The organism is Caulobacter sp. GW456-12-1-14-TSB4, assembly GCF_059424195.1.
The window spans coordinates 265,068-282,342 of record NZ_JBWKZF010000001.1 but is presented as its reverse complement, the minus strand read 5'-3'; the positions used below and the strand labels follow the sequence as shown (position 1 = coordinate 282,342).

Here is a 17,275-nt window from a genome sequence, read left to right as displayed (position 1 = left end):
GGCCCCCCCGCCGGCGGCTCGACGCCGCCTCCCGAGCCCGCTTCGCGCGCTCTCCTGTACAGGCTTCATTGTCATGAGCGCCCGCATGCGGGCGCGCACGGCTTGGGGCTCCGCCCCCGGCGCGCTTCGGACCGGCTTCCGCCCAGCTTCGGACCCTTTGGGTCCTGCAGCCGGGTCCCCGCGAAGCCGGCCACTCCGCTTGCACCCCCAGCTCTCGCCGAGGGGCGCCGGTTGCAGACGCGCTTTGCGTCCGCAACCGACCACCCGAGGAGAATATTCCTATGACCGAGCAAGAGCATGTCGAAGCCATCGCCAAGCTGAACGACCAGCACCGCGCCCTGCCGGGGGTGGGCTGGGTGTTGACGCCCGGCGTCCAGGGCCTGGGGGGCCTCGCCGTGGCGCAGGCGGTGAACGCCGTGAAAACCTTCAGCGCCTTTGGCGAAGACAACGATCCCCATGGCGAGCGCGACTTCGGCGCTTTCGAGATCGACCGGCAGCGTCTGTTCTGGAAGATCGACTATTACGACCTCAACCTCGCCATGGCCTCACCCGACCCGGCCGATCCGGCCGTGACCCGGCGTGTCCTGACGCTGATGCTGGCCGAGGAGTACTAGAACTCCGCGTTGGGCCGGGCGCGAGGCGTCCGGCCCTATGCCGTTGGCCAAGTCGCCTCGGGATCGCGCCGCCGCTCAAGGCGGCGGCGCGATCCCGAGAACGGCGGCCGCCACGAAACCTTGGGCGCGATCCAAATCTTGGCGGCGGAACCATGCCGTCGTCCGTCGCTTATCAAGGGCCTCAGCCGGCGACGGCATATCCTGGAGTCCGCCAATGTCCATTCTCGCTTGGATCGTCCTTGGCCTCGTGGCCGGCTTCATCGCCAGCAAGCTGGTCAATCGCAGCGGCGGCAGCCTCGTTCTCGACCTCGTCCTGGGCATCGTCGGCGCCCTGGTCGGCGGCTTCCTGTTCAACCAGTTCGGCAGCGCCGGGGTCACCGGCTTCAACCTCTACAGCTTGCTCGTCGCCACCATCGGCGCCGTTGTCGTCCTCTTCATCTACCATCTCGTCGCCGGCCGCCGCGCGCTCTAGGCGCGCCCAGCGTATCCACGCAAAAGGCCCCCGGGGAGTCCCCGGGGGGCCTTTTTGCTTTCGCCGCGCACTTGGCGCGCGGCAAAGGGGCAGTCGAACCCCAAGGCCTTCAACCATTGATCGACATCGAGCCAGCAGCGTGTCGTGGCCGCGAGATCGCCGCTTGCGAACACGATCCGCGTTTCGTCCAAGATCGCGCAGCCTTCGGGTGGTCTCGCACGGGCGCGCCAGACGATGAGAAGATCGCGAACGCTGTCAGCTCCAGATCGGCAAACTTGAAGTCATGCCAAACCGGGGCAGGTCAGGGCAGGGCGCGCCTCGGTCGCGCCGAGCGCCGTTGGGGCCGACTGCCAGGTTCGTTATCGCGCCCCTGTCGCGACGGGGTCGATCGTCTTGCCGAGGACGGTTGACAGCACCCGGCGAGCATTGGCGGCGCAGTCCAGATCGTCGGGCTTGTCTTCGATGCCGGCGATCAGCGCCACCAACTGCGCTTTGCTCTCGGCCAGGCGCGTTTGGAGCGCCTCGATATCCGCGACGCGGCCGCGCAAGGCCGTAATGAGCGCATCATGCTTCCAGTCGGCTAGATCGGACGGAAGCAGCGTGCGGATTTCGTCGAGGCTGAAGCCGGCCCTCTGCGCCGTGGCGATGAGGTCGAGGACGAGCACGGCGTTGTTCGGATAGGCGCGATAGCCGTTGGCGCGGCGCTCGACCGTCGTGAGCAGGCCCTCCCGTTCATAGAACCGGATGCGCGAATGGGTGAGGCCCGTGCGCTTGGCCAGATCGCCGATGTTCATCATCCGGGGTCCGCATAGTCTGTTGACCCTAAACCTAACTTAAAGGTTAGGGCGTGGTCCATGGTTTTCGTGGAGCCGCCCATGTCCCTGTTTTCGCCGCTTACGCTGCCCAACGGCGCCGTGATCCCCAACCGTATCGCCAAGGCGGCGATGGAGGAGAACATGGCCGATGGCGACCACTTGCCGTCCACGGCGCTGATCGACCTTTACCGGGCCTGGGCCGCAGGGAAGGCGGGGCTCATCATCACCGGCAACGTGATGGTCGATGCGCGCGCCATGACCGGGCCCGCCGGCGTGGTGCTGGAGAACGACCGTCACCTGGACCGCTTCAAGGACTGGGCCACGGTGGCGCGATCGGGCGGCGGCCAGGTGTGGATGCAGATCAATCATCCCGGTCGCCAGATGCCCGCGGCGCTGGGCCAGGAAACCCTGGCCCCTTCGGCCATCCGCCTGGACCTGGGCGCCCAGTCCAAGGTCTTTCCCATGCCGCGCGAGATGTCGGCCTCCGACATCGCCGAAGTCGAGCGGCGGTTCGTGACGACGGCTGCGCTGGCCGAACGCGCCGGCTTCACGGGCGTGGAGATCCACGCCGCGCACGGCTACCTACTGAGCCAGTTCCTTTCGCCCCTGGCCAACCATCGCAGGGACCGCTGGGGCGGCAGCCTGGAAAACCGCGCGCGCCTGCTGCTGGACATCGTACGCGGGGTGCGGGCGGCGGTGACGCCGCGCTTCGCCGTGGCGGTCAAGCTCAACTCGGCCGACTTCCAGCGCGGCGGCTTCTCGCCCGAGGATGCCCGCGCCGTGGTCGCGATGCTCAATGGGCTGGGCGTCGACCTGGTCGAGCTGTCGGGCGGCAGCTACGAGGCGCCGGCGATGATGGGCTCGTCGCGCGACGAGCGGACCCTGGCCCGCGAGGCCTACTTCCTGGAGTTCGCCGAAGAGATCGGCAAGATCGCGACCATGCCGTTGATGGTCACGGGCGGCATCAAGCGGCGTGAGGTGGCTCAAAAGGTCGTCGAGAGCGGTGTGGCCATGGCTGGCATCGCCACGGCGCTGGCCATCGCGCCGGACCTTCCCAACCTGTGGCGACAAGGCAAGGCCGTCGCGCCCAGCCTGCGGCCCATCACCTGGAAGAACAAGCCCATCGCCTCTTCGGCGCACATGGCCGCCGTCCGCTACCAGCTCGTGCGCTTGAGCCGTCGGCGGCGCACCGCCCCCAACGTCTCGCCCGTCTGGGCCCTGATCACCGCGCAGCTCCAGGCCAGGAGGAGCGCTCGCCAGTATCGTCGCTGGATGGCGCAACGCCCGGCGACGGCCTGATCGCCGCCCTCTCGGCGCGGTGCCGCATCGGCCCGTCGCTCTTGGTCCACCGTCAAAAGGTTTCGTACATGGTTGAGCAATTCGTGGACGTCGAGTTCGGCGGCCAAAAGGTCCTGGTCCCCAAGGGCGGATACTACGACCGCTTCGGTTCCAATCCCGACCTGGACGTGGTGGCGCGCGATCCAGCCGCCGGCAACATCGACTTCTTCCGGCGGTTTCCCAAGCAGAAGGTCGCCTCGCGGGTCGGCCCCGTCTGGGCGCCGAACTTCTACTACCGCAGCAGTTCCGTGCAGCTTTTGATGACCGCGCCAGCCGACCGGCTGGCGGCGGCCCTGCCTGCGCCGCTCGAGCCACTGAGGCCCTTGCCGGGCAAGGGCCTGGTGGCGCTGACCTTCTTCTCCTACGCCGTCTGCGACAACGACCCCTATGACGAGGTCTCCATCGCCGTCGTCGTGCGCCGGCCTGGCGCCAAGGGCTCGCACGTCGGCCAGCTCCTGGGCGACATCCGGCGGCGCAATTTCTTCGCCCATGTCCTGGCCCTGCCGGTCACAACCGAGATCGCCCGCGTGCGCGGCGTCCAAGGCTATCAGTTGCCCAAGTGGCTGACGCCGATCAGCGTGGAAATCGGCGATGAGGTCAGAGCCAGCATCGCCGCCACCGACGGCTCGCCCGACCTGGTGCTGCGCGCGCCCGCGCCGACCTTTCGCGAGGCGCCGTCTCAGTCGCGTCTGGGCGCCAACACCATGATCCATCAGGTCGACGGCCGCTGGAACCAGACGGTCGTGCAGTCCAACACCTTGTCCTATTCCCAGGAGCTTTTGCCCAAGGGCGTGACCCTCACGCGCAACGGGGGGCCGATGAGCGATCTCCTCAACGGCCTGGGCGCCAGGTCCATACTCCGCTTGGACGTGGTCCGGGACGCGCAGCTGGTGCTCAACATGCCAACGCCATTGAGCGGGCTAGGCGTCAGCTCGTCATGAACTCGCTTAGGCTCCAAGCTCTGTAACGGCTACCGCGCGCCGAGGGAGACGCGGTTTACGGTGCAGGTCAAAACCCCGCGGCGCTCAAGTGTCTTGGACCGCGGGATGCGCCTCCATCCGGAAGAGCCTGCTGACGGCGTAGCGTTGATGGCGGCGTGAAGACTCGCACGACATGACCAGTGCGTTGGGAGCTTGCCTGAGGCGACGACCAAGGGCGGGGCGCGGCGTCTTCGCAAAGCGAGCGTTGCAGCCGCATACGACCGTGCGCAGAGGTCGGATCACCTCGATTCCAAAGATTTTTCAGCGCGGAACTGCTCATGGCAGCCGCCATTACCCCTACTCGATAAACTCCGTTCAGGGCTGGAAAATGGGCATTCTTGTCAGTCGTGCGACGTCGCTGGCGGCGTGCCTCCTGTCGACGATTTGCCTGAGCGCTTGCGCAACGGGCCAGGGCAGTTTCGTGGCCGGTTCCGGGGGCGGCTCGGACAACGGCGAGGCCTTTGCCGAAGACGATGGTTTCTACGCCGACACCGCTTTTGAGCGTGACGCTCCGGGCCTTCTGGCCGCCAGCGGCAATGTGCTCCTGGCTGGCGGCCGCAACCTGACGCCACCGACCTTGAATGCCGGCGGCGCCTCGGGCGCCGGTCCGCTTTTGAGCACCGGTCCGGCCAGCGCCGGCGTCGACGCCAATGTCAGTCTTTTGAATGGCGCGAACGCTTCGGCGGGGCTGACGACGGGCCTGGCGTCCGTCAACGTCAACGCGGCCTTGGGTGGCCCGCTGCTGGCCTTGAACGGCTCGCGCGCGGCCTTGCTTGGCGCCAGCGCCGTTGGCCCAAATGTCCTTGGCGTTACGCCGAACCTTTCGGTGGGCGTGGGCGCGGCGGTGAACCCGGCCACGGCCGCCACTCAGTCCTTGATCAACGCCACGGTCGGGGCCACCACGCCAAACGGTCCGATCAACGTGCCTGGCGGCGGCCCACTCCTGCCTCCCGTACTCGGCGTGCCCGGCACGACGCCGCTGCAGACCCTGCTGCCCCTGCTGCCCACCGCCCCAAAGCCGCCGGTCCTGCCGGGCCTCCTGGGCAACTGAGAAAGAAGACATGCGCGCCACTTCCCTGTTGATGGCCACGGTGGCGATGCTCGCCCTGCCGCTGGCGGTCCATGCCCAGACCAGCACGACCCGCGTGGTCCCGCAGAACCGGCCCGACCAGAACCCTCGCGTCACCCGAGCCCGCCCGGCGCCGGGACCCAAGGTCCCGCGCGGCCGGGTGCGCTCGACGCCCGTCGCGCCGTTCGTCCTGCGGGAAGTGCGGCTGGAAGGCTCGACCTTGCCGCCGGCCGTCATCGAAGCGGCCTGGCGACCGTTCGTCGGCAAGACCGTCGACACCCGCGATCTCGTCAAGATCACCAACGCCCTGGCCGCCGCCTACGAGCAGCGCGGCTATGCGATCTACACGGTCGTCGCGCCGGAACAGGTGTTCTCGGACGGCGTCCTGCACCTGCGCGCCCTGGAGGGCTACATCGCCGAGACGGTCGTCGAAGCCCCCAACGCCAAGAGCCGCGCGCAGGCCGACCGCTACCTGGCCCGCCTCAAGGCGGATCGGCCGCTCCACCGCGCCACGCTCGAACGCTACATCTCGCTGATCCGCGATCTGCCGGGCATGAGCAACGAGATCGCGTTGGAGAACGGCGTCGGCGACGACGGCGTGCGACTGAAGCTGAAGCTGACGCCCAAGCCCGTGCAAGTGGGTTTGTCGGTGAACAATCGAGGGACGGCTTATCTGGGACGCACCCAGGTGCAGGCCGATCTCTATCTCAACAGCCTGGTGCGGTCCGGCGACCAGACACGCTTTTCGGTGGCCGTCCCGACCGATATCGACCGTTTCCAGTCCTATTCGCTTTCGCATACCACGCCGCTTGGATCCGATGGCCTGACCCTGGGCGTCAACGCCGGCTACCTGAAGACCAAGCCCAAGGTCGGCGGGCTCATCGGCCACGCCAAGTCCGGCGGCGTCCAGCTGTCCTATCCCCTGCGTCGTGGCTACGAGCGCGACACCTACGTCAACATCTCCGTGGACGGGATCGACAGCGACAACGCGTTCCTGGGCTACACCTTCGCCAACGACAAGACCCGCGCGGCGCGCCTGGCGCTGTCGACCAGCGCCCAGACCGACCGGCGGCTGTGGTACGTTAGCGCCACGGTCAGCCAGGGCATCGACGGCCTGGGCGCCCAGACCGATCCGCTGCTGGCCAAGCTGGATTTCCGCAAGCTCAACGTTCGCGGCGGCGCGGCCTTCAGCCTGGGCAAGCAGGGCGCGTTGCGCCTCAACGCCGCCGGCCAGACCACCGCAACTCGCCTGCCCGGCACCGAGCAGTTCGCCATCGGCGGCGATGAGTTTGGCCGTGGCTATGAGGCCTCGGTCATCGCCGGCGACCAAGGCGTCGCCGGGTCGGCCGAACTGGCCTTCGTCCCGGCCAAGGCGCCCAAGGGCTTCGCCGGTTCTGAAGCCTACACCTTCATCGACGGCGGCAAGGTCTGGTACAGGGGCCGCTTCGGCTATGCCGGATCCCATGCCGACCTGCGCTCGGCCGGCGCGGGCGTGCGGGTGCGGGTGCGCGACAAGGCCATCGTCCAGGTCGAGGCCGCCAAGGCGCTTTCCAACGACATCGCCTTCCTCGACGGCCGTCCCTGGCGCGGCGTGGTTTCGCTCAAGACCGTCTGGTAGCCATTTACCCTCACACCGCGATCGAGCGCCTGGCCATCGGCCGGGCGCTTTTCCATATCGGCGAGGCCGCCACGGCCATCGCCAAAAGGAAAAAGCCGCTCGTTGACGAGCGGCCTGTCGAAGTCTGCGCAGGGCATTGAGAGGGCTTTGCGGGAAGGAAAGGGCGCGGCTTGGCCGCGCCCCTGCCGTGGCCTAACGCGGCGTCGAGGACGACGAGTTTTGCTGGCTGCCGCTGTTGGAGCGGTTGGTCATCGACGAGCGGCCCGCGCTGCGGTCGCTCGACGACCGGGCCGAGTTGTTGTGGCTCTCGCCGCTGGCGCTCTGGCGCTGAACGCCCCCGATCGTGGTGGCGTCGGTGCTGATCGGCACGCCGATGTGCAGGCCGCTGGACGAGGCGTCAGAGCTGTTGTTCGCGGCCGCGTTGGCGCCCGAGTTACCGCCGGCGTTGTTGCTGTTCGAAGCGTTGTTGCTCGCGGTGTCCTTGTACGTGCCGATCTGCGGATCGGCGTGGATACCGCCCAGCGTGGTGTCGCGCAGGTTGGTGTTGTTTTCGCGCCAGCTGTCACCGGTCTTGGTGGTCTCGCGGTTCTGGACGTTGTTGCGCCAGGCGTCGCTCGACTTGGCGCTTTGCGAGTTGTTGGTCGCGCTGTTTTGCTGGGCGGTGCTGGAGCCGCCGCGGCCCAGCAGGTTCGAGCCATTGCCGCTGCTGATTTGAGCGAAGGCGGGCGCGGCGATCAAGGTCAGCGCGGCCGCGCCGGTCAGAAGGTAATTACGCACTGAGATTCTCCTGGATTGAATAAGGCGGGTGTCGATTGGCATCGACAGAAAACAAACTCAGCGCCGTCTCAAAGGTTTCTGCCAGATCAATAATCTGTCATCATTTTTCTAATTTATTTCGGCCAACACTACATTAACGTCGTTAATTCGACATTCTGGTCGAATGTTATACTTTGCTGTGTACGTTGGAATATTCAATTTGGATCTCGTCAAATGAGATTATTTCGCTGCGCAGATCGAACGGAGTTCTTCGTAAAGGGTTGATGATCCAGTGCGTCGCCAAGGCGCCTTGCCGCTCGGACCCATGTTGCTCCCAAACCGCATCCCCACCGCGTCCTGCGCGGATGATCCGAGCGTCTGGATCGCCAGCATCGCCAAGACCGGCGACCGCTCGGCTTTCGCCAAGCTCTTTCGCCGGTTCGCGCCCAAGCTGAAGAGCTATTTCCTGCGCAATGGCTTCGAGGACGGCGAGGCCGAGGACCTCAGCCAGGAGACCCTCCTTCGGGTCTGGCGCTGCGCCGACCAGTTCGATCCAGCCAAGTGCGAGCCCTGGGGCTGGATCTACGCGATCGCCCGCAACCTGCGGATTGACCGCTATCGCAAGGCCGCGCGGCAATCTGGCCTTACGACCCAGCCGTCCTCGCCGCCGGTCGATCCCGAAGAGCAGATCCTTAGCGCCGACGACGCCCGACGCCTGCACGGTGCGCTAAACAGCCTTCCTGACGACCAAATCGCCGTCGTCAGGCTGGCCTATTACGCCGACAGTCCCCATTCTGAGATTGCCCGGCGACTGAATCTCCCCTTGGGGACGGTGAAGTCGCGACTGCGCCGAGCGGCGGCGCGCTTGAGGGCGACGCTCAGTGAGTAAGCTTTGCAGAGTCATCCTTCCCCGGACCTGATCGAACGCTTCGCGGCCGGGCAGCTTTCGCTCGCGCCGTCCCTGGTGGTCGAGAGCCATATCGAAGCCTGTCCAGGCTGCGCGGCCGGGGTCGCGCGGCTCGAGGCCGCGCATGGCCGCGCGCTGGCGGATCTTCCCGACGCGCCCCTGCGCGCGGACGCGCTGGACCGGGCCCTCGCCGCCCTGGGGACGCCGACGCCCCCCACGGCGATGGTCGGCGACACACCCCTTCCCACCGCGATCATCCGCCAGGGATTGCGCCCCCGACGCTTTATCGCAGCCGATTACTGGGTCGCGCCCGTCCGTCGGGCGCGACGAGACACCTGGCGGGCCTATGTCCTGCGCGCACCCGCCGGAACCGCGATCCCGGCTCACCGTCATCTTGGCCAGGAGTATTTCCAGGTATTGATGGGCTCGGTCGTGGACGGGGGCCTGCATCGCACCGGCGATTTCGTCGGCGGGGAGAAGGGCGCCGACCACGCCTTGCGCGTCACCGACGATGGCCCGTGCGCGTGCCTGATCGCCGTGGAACACGGCGCCCGATGGCGCGGCGCGATGCGGCTGCTATCGCCGCTTCTTGGCGTGTGACCCTGCCGTCGCGCCATGCGAGGCTGCGTCCGCTCTCCATGGGATCAGCGCGCCGCCCTGGCCGTTAGGAGCCGAGAGGAGTTCCGATGGCCGCCAACAAGCTCAGCAAGTACCGGGAGATGCGTGACTTCTCGCGGACGGCCGAGCCCGCGGGCAACGACAAGGTCGTGCCGTCCAAGGCCTTGCGCTTCGTGATCCAGAAGCACGCGGCTTCGCACCTGCATTTCGACCTGCGGCTCGAATATCACGGGACGTTCAAGTCCTGGGCGGTGCCGAAGGGGCCGTCTCTCGATCCGGCGGACCGCCGCCTGGCCATGGAGGTCGAGGATCACCCGCTCGACTACGGAGACTTCGAAGGCACGATTCCCAAGGGCCAATATGGCGGTGGCACGGTGATGCTCTGGGATCGCGGCTATTGGGCGCCCGAGAAGGGTTTCGAGAAGATCGGCGCCGCCTTGGCCAAGGGCGAACTGAAGTTCGTCATGGAAGGTGGTCGCATGCATGGCTCGTGGGTGCTGGTGCGCACCAAGCGCGACAGCAAGGGGCGGGCCAGTTGGATGATGATCAAGCACCGCGACGAGGGCGCGGAGCCTGGCAATCCGAACGGCCCGACCGATGACGACCGCTCGATCGCCTCGGGACGAACCATGGTCGAGATCGCCAACGGCAAGGGCAAGGCCGCCACGCCGTTCATGACCGGCGCCGGGGCGGACGCGGGCGCGGTCTGGCAGTCCAACCGCGACGACGGCGCGCCGGCCGGGCGCCTCAAGCCGGTCAAGGCCACGCCCGCGTCCAAGGCCAAGACGGTCCAGGTCCTGCCCGAATTCGTCGAGCCGCAACTGACCAAGCCGATGGAAAAGCCGCCCGCGGGTCCAGGCTGGGCGCACGAGATCAAGTTTGACGGCTATCGCATGCAACTGCGCACCCAGGGCGGCAAGGCGGCGCTGCGGACCCGCAAGGGCCTGGACTGGTCGGCGAAGTTCCCGGAGATCACCGCGGCCGGCGCCAAGCTGGGCGACGGCATCGTCGATGGCGAGGTGGTCGCCCTGGACGAGACGGGCGCGCCCGATTTCGCCGCCCTGCAGGCCGCGATCTCGTCGGGCGACACCGCGTCGCTGGTGTTCTTCGTGTTCGATCAGCTGTTCGACGGCCTGGAGGACCTGCGCGACCTGCCGTTGGCCCAACGCAAGGACCGGCTCGCGCCGCACCTCCAGGGCGCCGGTCCGAACCTGCGCTATGTCGACCATTTCATCACCGCCGGCGACGCGGTGTTGCTGTCGGCTTGCCGCATGGACCTGGAAGGCATCATCTCCAAGCGGCTCGATGCCCCGTACCGCTCGGGCCGCGGGGAAACCTGGACCAAATCCAAGTGCAGGGTCGGCCATGAGGTGGTGATCGGCGGCTACACCACGACCAATGGCGCGTTCCGGTCCCTGATCGCCGGGGTGCATCGCGACGGCAAGCTCTTCCACATCGGCCGGATCGGCACGGGATTTGGACGGGACAAGGTCGCGGCGATCCTGCCTCGCCTGAAGGCGCTGGAGGTCGCCAAGTCTCCTTTCGAGGGCAAGGAGGGGCCAAGCCGCGCGGGACGCCTTGGCGAGGCCCATTGGGTCAAGCCCAAGCTCGTCGCCGAGATCGAGTACGAGGGCTTCACCGCCGACGGCCAGTTGCGCCAAGCTGCCTTCAAGGGCCTGCGCGAAGACAAGCCCGCCCGTGAAGTCGACACGGTCGAGCCGGCGCCGGCCGACACGCCCCTGGTCGAGCCCAAGGCGCAGAAGGCCAAGCCCGCGCCCGTGGCCGCGGTGACGGTCAAGGCGGCCACGGTCAGCCCGCGCGGCTCGGCGGTGGTCCTGGGCCAGACGATCTCCAACGCCGGCAAGACCCTGTGGCCGCACGCCCATGACGGGACCCCCGTCACCAAGCTTGAGCTGGCGCAATACTACGCGGCGGTCGGGCCGTGGATGATCGACCACGTGCGCGGTCGGCCCTGCTCGATGATCCGCATGCCCGACGGCATCGACGGCAAGCAGAACTTCTTCCAGCGCCATACCAGCGCCGGTCAGTCGGCCCTGATCACCGAAGTCGAGGTCTGGGGCGATCGCAAGCCCTACCTGCAGTTCGACAGCGTCGAGGCCCTGGTGGCCGCAGCCCAGGTCGGCGCCCTGGAGCTGCATCCCTGGAACAGCGAGCCGTTCCTGCCCGAACAGCCGGGGCGCTTGGTCTTCGACCTCGACCCCGCGCCCGACGTGCCCTTCGACTGGGTGATCGAGGGCGCGCGCGAGGTTCGTGACCGACTGGCCGACCTGGGGCTGGTGTCCTTCTGCAAGACCACGGGCGGCAAGGGCCTGCACGTGGTGACGCCGCTGTCGGCCGAAGGGCTCAACTGGGACATCGCCAAGGCCTTCGCGCGCGACGTCTGCAAGGCGATGGCGGCCGATGATCCCGATCGCTACCTGATCGTCATGGCCAAGGCCAAGCGGGGCGGAAAGATCTTCCTGGACTATCTGCGCAACGACCGGATGGCCACGGCCGTCGCGCCCCTGTCGCCGCGCGGCCGTCCAGGGGCGCCGGTGTCGATGCCGCTGTCCTGGACGCAGGTCAAGAAGGGCCTGGATCCCGCCAAGTACACGGTCCGAACCGCGCCGGCGCTGGTGTCCAAGCTGACGGCCTGGGAAGACTACTGCGACGGCGAACGTCCGCTTGAGGCGGCGATCCGGCGGCTGGGCAAGGTCTAGCGCTAGCGCTTGCCCTCGGCCGGATCGGCGGCGGGCCCAAGGCGCGCCTCACTCGCCGAGACCGGCAGCTCGGGGTCGGGTTCGCTGGCCGCGTCCGCCGTGTCCCAGCTCGCCGTGGCCTCGGCCAGGGCGCGCATCAGGCGGTGGAAGATCATCCGCGCCTGACCCTGGGCCTGCGTCGCCGGGTACTGGCTGAGGTTGACCGAGACAGGCACGGTGAAACTGTTGGGATGATCGGCGGGCAGCACCCTGAAGACGACCGTCTCATAGGCCGACTGGTCGGGGTGAAGATGGCCCGGCTCGACGTCGATGGTCTCGACGGTGATCTCTTCCTGCCGCATCGAAGCTCCTTGCGCGCGCGGGGTTGCGGGTCTGCGAACAGCAAAGCGCGAGGACCGTCAGGGTTTCTTGCCGGCCGTCGATTTGCGCGGCGCACGCCGACCTTATGCAACGGCGATGGGGGCAAGGCGCCGCCGCGCGCGCCTTGCCCAGGCCTTGCAGGATCGCGACGTCGCGAGCCGGATTTAAGCATCACACGCGGCTGGCGCGGCGAGACTAGCTTGCCTTCTTCTGCGGAACCTTGGCCTTGGCCGGAGCCTTGCTCGCGGGCTTGGCCTTGGCGGCCGGCTTGGCGGCGGCCTTGCCCGACACCGGCCCGCCCGGACCCTTGGCCCCCAGGCTGGCGCGCAGGGCCGCCATCAGGTCGACGACATTGGTGTCCTCCGGCTCGGCGACCTTGGCGACCTTGTGACCCTTTTGCTTGGCCTTGATCAGATCCTTCAGCGCCTCTTCGTAGCGATCGACGAACTGGCTGGGATCGAAGGGGCCTTCCTTCTGTTCGATGATCTTCTGGGCGATCGAGATCATGGCTTCGTCAGGCTTGGCGTCGCTGATCGCGCCGAAGACTTCGGCTTCATTGCGCACCTCCGCGTCGGTGCGCAGGGTGTAGGCCAGGATGCCCTTGCCGTGCGGCTCCAACGCCAACAGGCGCTCGCGGGTCGACATCACCACGCGGCCCAGGGCGATCTGGCCGGAGCGGGCCATGGACTCGCGGATCACCGCGAAGGCCTCCTGCGCCAGCTTGCCGTCGGGCGCGAGATAATAGGGATTGTCCCAGTAGCGCCGGTCGATGTCCTCGGCGGGGACGAAGCGCTCGATGTCGATGGTCTTGGTCGACTCCAGCTTGACGCTGTTGATCTCGTCCTGGGTCATCAGGATGTATTCGCCCTTCGACACCTCGTAGCCCTTGACCAGCTTCGAGCGCTCGATCGGGCCGGTGTCGGGATCGGTCGTCACCATCTTGATCCGGTTGTTGGTGTCCGGATTGATCAGGTTGAAGTGGACCTCGCCGCCGCTGTTGGTGGCGGTGTAGAGGGCCACCGGGCAGGTGACGAGCGAAAGGCGCAGGTGGCCTTGCCAAGTCGGGCGGTACGCCATGTCGTTGTTCCTTGCCGCCGGGCGGGTCCGGGGCGCTGGGACTCAACGACAAGGCCGGTGATTCGTTTCGGCTAGCCGCAGGGCGTGGTCTCGCCGGACTCCAGATCGATGCGGAAGCAGTGCTCGCCGCCGCCGTCCAGGTCACGGACAATGACCTTGATGGGCGCGTCGGCGTCCGGGGCGATGGCCAAGTCCTCGACATAGGCCACCGCGGCGGCCTCGAAGCTGGGTTCCCGCACGACGCGGGCGTGGTGGCGGCCGGCATGGTCGGCATAGACGCTGAAGCGGCGATCGTCGTTGGCGGCGGCGTGGGGCATGGGCGACTCCTGGTCCATCAACGCGCGAGGCCATGGAAGGATTCACAGGCGAGCCGCGGACGCGAAGGCGCCCCGGCCAAGGCCGGGGCGCGGTGTTCGCTCAAGCCGTGGACGGCGAGCGGGAGGCCGTGGGCCTCGGATGTTGGGGCGGCCTGGCGCCGGCGGCGCCAAGCCTGACCTATTTGAAGAGCGCGGCTTGGACGCGGCGGCGCGAGGCCTGGTCGGATCGCTTCGCAACGAAGGTGGCGCTCGGGACCGAATGTCGGCTGTCGCAGCGTTGCATGACCATCGTCAAACCTCCTGGCAAACCCTTCGCCCGGGCCTGGATCTCGAGCGAGACCTGTCCCGGACGCGTTGAAACTACGCATGAGGTGTGTGCAGCGTTCCGTCCGGCCGAGGGGCCGTCGGCCCTTGGGCAAGCCGATCGAACCGCCGGGCCGTGCGGGCTCCTGGGAAGACGCGATGTCGATCCGCCGCGATCGCGTGGCGCCGTTGGCCCGATCATGCGTTTGGCGATCACGCTGGACGACTGGATCGGCCAAGCTGACAAGGAGCCGAGATGACCGCGCCGATCCCCGTCCATCGCCTGGACCACGTGGCGATCAAGACCGCGCGCCTTGAGCAAAGCCGCGACTTCTATGTCCGGGTCATCGGCCTTTGCGTCGGTCCCCGCCCGGCCTTCGATTTTCCGGGCCTTTGGCTCTATGCGGGCGGACACGATCTGGTCCACCTGGTCGAAACCGCGCAGGACAAGGGCGGCAGCCAGACCTCCAGCCTCAACCATTTCGCGCTGCGCATCGCCGACTTCGACGCCGAGCGCGCCCGGCTCGACGCGCTGGGCGTCGCCTACGAGACCGAGGTCACGCCCGGCGGGGCGCTGAGACAGATCTATGTCACCGACCCCAACGGCGTGAGGGTCGAGCTGAATGCCCCGGGAGGCTGAACGCATGCGGATCGCCACCTTCAACATCAATGGCGTGGGCGCGCGTCTCCCGGCCCTGCTGGCCTGGCTGGAGCAAACCCAGCCCGACGTGGCCTGCCTGCAGGAGCTCAAGGCGCCTGACGCGCGCTTTCCGGTCGCGGAGCTCGAACGCGCCGGCTACGGCGCCATCTGGCACGGCCAGAGCGCCTGGAACGGCGTGGCCATCCTGGCGCGCGGCGCCGCGCCGAAGGAACGCCGGCGCGGCTTGCCAGGCGACGCGCAAGACCTCCACAGCCGCTATATCGAGGCCGAGATCGGCCAACTGGTGGTCGGCTGTCTCTATCTCCCCAACGGCAACCCCGCGCCCGGGCCCAAGTACGACTACAAGCTGCGCTGGCTCGAGCGCTTCGAGGCGCACGCGAGAGGGCTGCTGGACGAGCACCGTCCCGTGGTGCTGGCCGGCGACTACAACATCATTCCCACCGACCTGGACGTCTATGTCCCCGACCGCTGGCGCGAGGACGCGCTCTTTCGGCCCGAGGTCCGCGCCGCCTACGCCCGCCTGCTCGAGCAGGGCTGGATCGACGGCCTGCGCACGCGCCATCCCGGCGAGGTGATCTACACCTTCTGGGACTATCTGCGCCGAAGGTTCGACCGCAACGCCGGCCTGCGCATCGACCACCTGCTGCTGAGCCCGGACCTGGCCCCGCGCCTGAAGACGGCCGACGTCGACCGGTTCGCCCGGGCGGGCGAGCGGCCCAGCGACCACGCCCCGACCTGGATCGAGCTGGAGGACCGGTGATGAGCGACCTGACCCGCCTGGATCATCGCCTCGACGTCCAGGCTCTGACCTGCCGCGCCGTCATCGAGACTCCCAAGGGCCGGCGCGGCAAGCTGGCCTACGATCCGCAAAGCGGCGCGTTCGAGCTCAAGCGGATGCTGCCGGACGGCATGAGCTTTCCGCTCGACTTCGGCTTCGTGCCCGGCACGCGCGGCCAGGACGGAGACCCGCTCGACATCCTTGTTCTGGGCGACGAACCCTCGGCGCCAGGGACCTTGCTCGCGGTGCGCCTGATCGGCTTGATCGAGGCCGAGCAGTCCGAGGACGGCCTGACCTTGCGCAACGATCGGATCCTGGCGGTGGCGGCCGTCTCGCATCTGTTCGCCAAGGTGCAGGCGACAGGCGACCTCGACCCGGCGTTTCTCAAGAACCTGACGGCCTTCTGGGAAAACTACGACGCCCTGCGCGGCGTCGCCTTCACGGTCCTGGCCGTTCGCGACGGGGCCGCCGCGGCCCGCGTGATCGCCGGCTAGGACATCTTCAAGGACCCGGGGCGGGCCCTTTCGCGTTCGATCCGCATGGAAACCTTCCGCGTGCTGATCGGTCCCGACACCGGCGAGGCCAGTGTCCTCCAGCTCTGCGCCCGCGCCGTTGTCCTCTTCCTGTTCGGCGTGGTCTGCATCCGCATCGCCGGCCGGCGCACCTTCTCCCAGATCACGCCGCTCGACATCTTCGTGGCCATCATCGTCGGCTCCAACATCAGCCGCGCCATGACCGGAAAGGCCCCGTTCTTCGGCGGCCTGGCCGCTACCCTCGTGGTCGTCGTGCTCCATCGCCTGATCGCCATGGCGACCTTGCGCTGGGGCATGCTGGCGCGGCTGTTCAAGGGGCGGCCGGTCATCCTGGTTCGTGACGGGGTTGCCGACCCCGCCGCCATGCGTCGCCACGCCATCAGCAAGGCCGACCTGGAGGAAGGCCTTCGCATGGAGCAGGTCGAGACGGTGGACGAGGTGAGGCTGGCCACGCTCGAGGCCGGCGGCAAGATCAGCGTCGTGCGCAAGGGCACGGGCGCGGCTTGAGCCGCGAGCGCGGCTCCGCCGCAAGCTAGCGCCGGCCGCTAGGTGGCGCGCGGAACAGTTTGGCCGGTCGGGGATTCGCTTTTCCATGGAGGAGACGCGCTGATGTCCAAACGCGAACTGATCGAACCCACCCCTGGCGACAAGCGCTTCGTGCGCCGCGACGACCAGGGCCATTTCAAGGATGAGGTCGATGTCGGCAAGTCGCTGGCCGCCGACCAACGCCGGCACGCCGAGCATGACGCCGGCCGCGGCCAAGGCGACAAGGGCGATCGCCAAAAGGGCTAGGGCCCGCGGGGCTTTGGCCTGGCGGGCGTCGCTGGCCAATGGCGGCCCTCGGGCGGCGGTGGCCCAGCGAACGAGTCATCGCGCTCCGGCGTAGGCGTGGCGTGCGTCGATACGCCTCGGTACCGGTTCGGACGGCCATGCCTATCTGAGTCTGTATGGCCATCAACGCCAAAACCACGCCGCCTTCGGACGCCGTCGCCGAGCCGTCGGCCGCCCAGATTCTTCAGTTCGAGATCGCCGCTCGGCGCGCGCGCTTCGAAGCCTATGCGACCGCCTCCAGCCGGGTGGCGCGCTACGAGTTCCTCTTTCCCGACGGCGCCACGGTCGCGGCGATCGGCGCCTCAGGAACCGCCCGCGACGCCCGCGACCAGCTTCAGCTCGCCATCGCCCTGACCGGGGGATCGATCGGCAAGTTTCCGGGCGGCCTGGTCGCTCGCGTGCCCCTGGCGGCCGTCGAGCGGTTCGAGGCCCTGGCCGGCCCCCTGATCGCCGACTTCCTGACGGCGTTCGCGCGCGAGCCTTGAGAACGCCGGCAGGGTCGATTTTC

Annotated in this window: 20 protein-coding genes; 15 read left to right on the top strand and 5 right to left on the bottom strand. The window is 67.9% G+C overall.

All coding sequences use genetic code 11. The annotated features are described in order from the left end of the window. The first annotated feature begins 281 nt into the window (after positions 1-281). Positions 282-614, top strand: coding sequence for a DUF3768 domain-containing protein (locus AC07YH_RS01325; protein ID WP_494745213.1), 333 nt, complete (start codon positions 282-284; stop codon positions 612-614). Between the two features lie 214 nt (positions 615-828). Then, positions 829-1,086 (top strand): GlsB/YeaQ/YmgE family stress response membrane protein, encoded by a 258-nt coding sequence (locus AC07YH_RS01320; RefSeq protein WP_494745212.1) that lies wholly within the window; start codon positions 829-831, stop codon positions 1,084-1,086. A gap of 359 nt (positions 1,087-1,445) precedes the next feature. Here AC07YH_RS01320 and AC07YH_RS01315 read toward each other — a convergent pair whose 3' ends face one another. Further along, positions 1,446-1,883, bottom strand: a complete 438-nt coding sequence (locus AC07YH_RS01315) for a MerR family transcriptional regulator (protein ID WP_494745211.1) — start codon at positions 1,881-1,883, stop codon at positions 1,446-1,448. Positions 1,884-1,961: 78 nt separating this feature from the next. Here AC07YH_RS01315 and AC07YH_RS01310 point away from each other — a divergent pair, with 78 nt between their 5' ends. The 4 genes from AC07YH_RS01310 to AC07YH_RS01295 all read left to right on the top strand — a co-directional run bounded on the left by AC07YH_RS01310 (position 1,962) and on the right by AC07YH_RS01295 (position 6,906). Beyond that, complete coding sequence (locus AC07YH_RS01310) at positions 1,962-3,200, top strand: NADH:flavin oxidoreductase/NADH oxidase family protein (protein ID WP_494745210.1); 1,239 nt, start codon at positions 1,962-1,964, stop codon at positions 3,198-3,200. Positions 3,201-3,268: 68 nt separating this feature from the next. Further along, complete coding sequence (locus tag AC07YH_RS01305; RefSeq protein ID WP_494745209.1) at positions 3,269-4,180, top strand: acetoacetate decarboxylase family protein; 912 nt, start codon at positions 3,269-3,271, stop codon at positions 4,178-4,180. Between the two features lie 460 nt (positions 4,181-4,640). Next, positions 4,641-5,270 (top strand): hypothetical protein, encoded by a 630-nt coding sequence (locus tag AC07YH_RS01300; protein WP_494745208.1) that lies wholly within the window; start codon positions 4,641-4,643, stop codon positions 5,268-5,270. A 10-nt stretch (positions 5,271-5,280) separates the two neighbouring features. Continuing rightward, positions 5,281-6,906 (top strand): ShlB/FhaC/HecB family hemolysin secretion/activation protein, encoded by a 1,626-nt coding sequence (locus AC07YH_RS01295; RefSeq protein ID WP_494745207.1) that lies wholly within the window; start codon positions 5,281-5,283, stop codon positions 6,904-6,906. Positions 6,907-7,098: 192 nt separating this feature from the next. On the opposite strand, the gene AC07YH_RS01290 is transcribed toward AC07YH_RS01295, so the two are convergent. Further along, positions 7,099-7,683, bottom strand: coding sequence for a hypothetical protein (locus AC07YH_RS01290; protein WP_494745206.1), 585 nt, complete (start codon positions 7,681-7,683; stop codon positions 7,099-7,101). Between the two features lie 304 nt (positions 7,684-7,987). Between AC07YH_RS01290 and AC07YH_RS01285 the strand changes: the two genes are divergently transcribed. From AC07YH_RS01285 to ligD, 3 genes are all read left to right on the top strand, one after another. Further along, positions 7,988-8,551: a sigma-70 family RNA polymerase sigma factor gene (locus AC07YH_RS01285; protein ID WP_494745205.1), complete on the top strand. Its 564-nt coding sequence runs from the start codon at positions 7,988-7,990 to the stop codon at positions 8,549-8,551. A 3-nt stretch (positions 8,552-8,554) separates the two neighbouring features. Continuing rightward, on the top strand, positions 8,555-9,169 hold the full coding sequence (locus tag AC07YH_RS01280) for a cupin domain-containing protein (RefSeq protein WP_494745204.1): 615 nt from the start codon (positions 8,555-8,557) through the stop codon (positions 9,167-9,169). Between the two features lie 86 nt (positions 9,170-9,255). Next, on the top strand, positions 9,256-11,907 hold the full coding sequence (ligD, locus tag AC07YH_RS01275) for a DNA ligase D (RefSeq protein ID WP_494745203.1): 2,652 nt from the start codon (positions 9,256-9,258) through the stop codon (positions 11,905-11,907). A gap of 2 nt (positions 11,908-11,909) precedes the next feature. Here the strand turns inward: ligD and AC07YH_RS01270 are convergent, their stop codons facing one another. The 3 genes from AC07YH_RS01270 to AC07YH_RS01260 form a co-directional block, all read right to left on the bottom strand. Next, on the bottom strand, positions 11,910-12,248 hold the full coding sequence (locus AC07YH_RS01270) for a hypothetical protein (RefSeq protein ID WP_494745202.1): 339 nt from the start codon (positions 12,246-12,248) through the stop codon (positions 11,910-11,912). A gap of 214 nt (positions 12,249-12,462) precedes the next feature. Then, on the bottom strand, positions 12,463-13,344 hold the full coding sequence (ku, locus tag AC07YH_RS01265) for a non-homologous end joining protein Ku (RefSeq protein WP_494745201.1): 882 nt from the start codon (positions 13,342-13,344) through the stop codon (positions 12,463-12,465). A 71-nt stretch (positions 13,345-13,415) separates the two neighbouring features. Continuing rightward, entirely contained in the window at positions 13,416-13,661 is a 246-nt protein-coding gene (locus AC07YH_RS01260; protein ID WP_494745200.1) for a DUF5961 family protein, read from the bottom strand. Between the two features lie 559 nt (positions 13,662-14,220). Between AC07YH_RS01260 and AC07YH_RS01255 the strand changes: the two genes are divergently transcribed. From AC07YH_RS01255 to AC07YH_RS01230, 6 genes are all read left to right on the top strand, one after another. Next, positions 14,221-14,604 (top strand): VOC family protein, encoded by a 384-nt coding sequence (locus AC07YH_RS01255; protein WP_494745199.1) that lies wholly within the window; start codon positions 14,221-14,223, stop codon positions 14,602-14,604. Between the two features lie 4 nt (positions 14,605-14,608). Next, complete coding sequence (gene xth / locus AC07YH_RS01250) at positions 14,609-15,385, top strand: exodeoxyribonuclease III (RefSeq protein ID WP_494745198.1); 777 nt, start codon at positions 14,609-14,611, stop codon at positions 15,383-15,385. Beyond that, a complete protein-coding gene (locus AC07YH_RS01245; protein WP_494745197.1) occupies positions 15,385-15,897 on the top strand; it encodes an inorganic diphosphatase in 513 nt (170 codons plus the stop codon). The genes xth and AC07YH_RS01245 overlap by 1 nt, the downstream gene beginning before the upstream one ends. Before the next feature lie 45 nt (positions 15,898-15,942). Beyond that, complete coding sequence (locus tag AC07YH_RS01240) at positions 15,943-16,443, top strand: DUF421 domain-containing protein (RefSeq protein WP_494745196.1); 501 nt, start codon at positions 15,943-15,945, stop codon at positions 16,441-16,443. Between the two features lie 102 nt (positions 16,444-16,545). After that, positions 16,546-16,728 (top strand): hypothetical protein, encoded by a 183-nt coding sequence (locus tag AC07YH_RS01235; protein ID WP_494745195.1) that lies wholly within the window; start codon positions 16,546-16,548, stop codon positions 16,726-16,728. 155 nt (positions 16,729-16,883) lie between these two features. Continuing rightward, on the top strand, positions 16,884-17,252 hold the full coding sequence (locus AC07YH_RS01230) for a hypothetical protein (protein WP_494745194.1): 369 nt from the start codon (positions 16,884-16,886) through the stop codon (positions 17,250-17,252). The last annotated feature ends 23 nt before the right edge of the window (positions 17,253-17,275 follow it).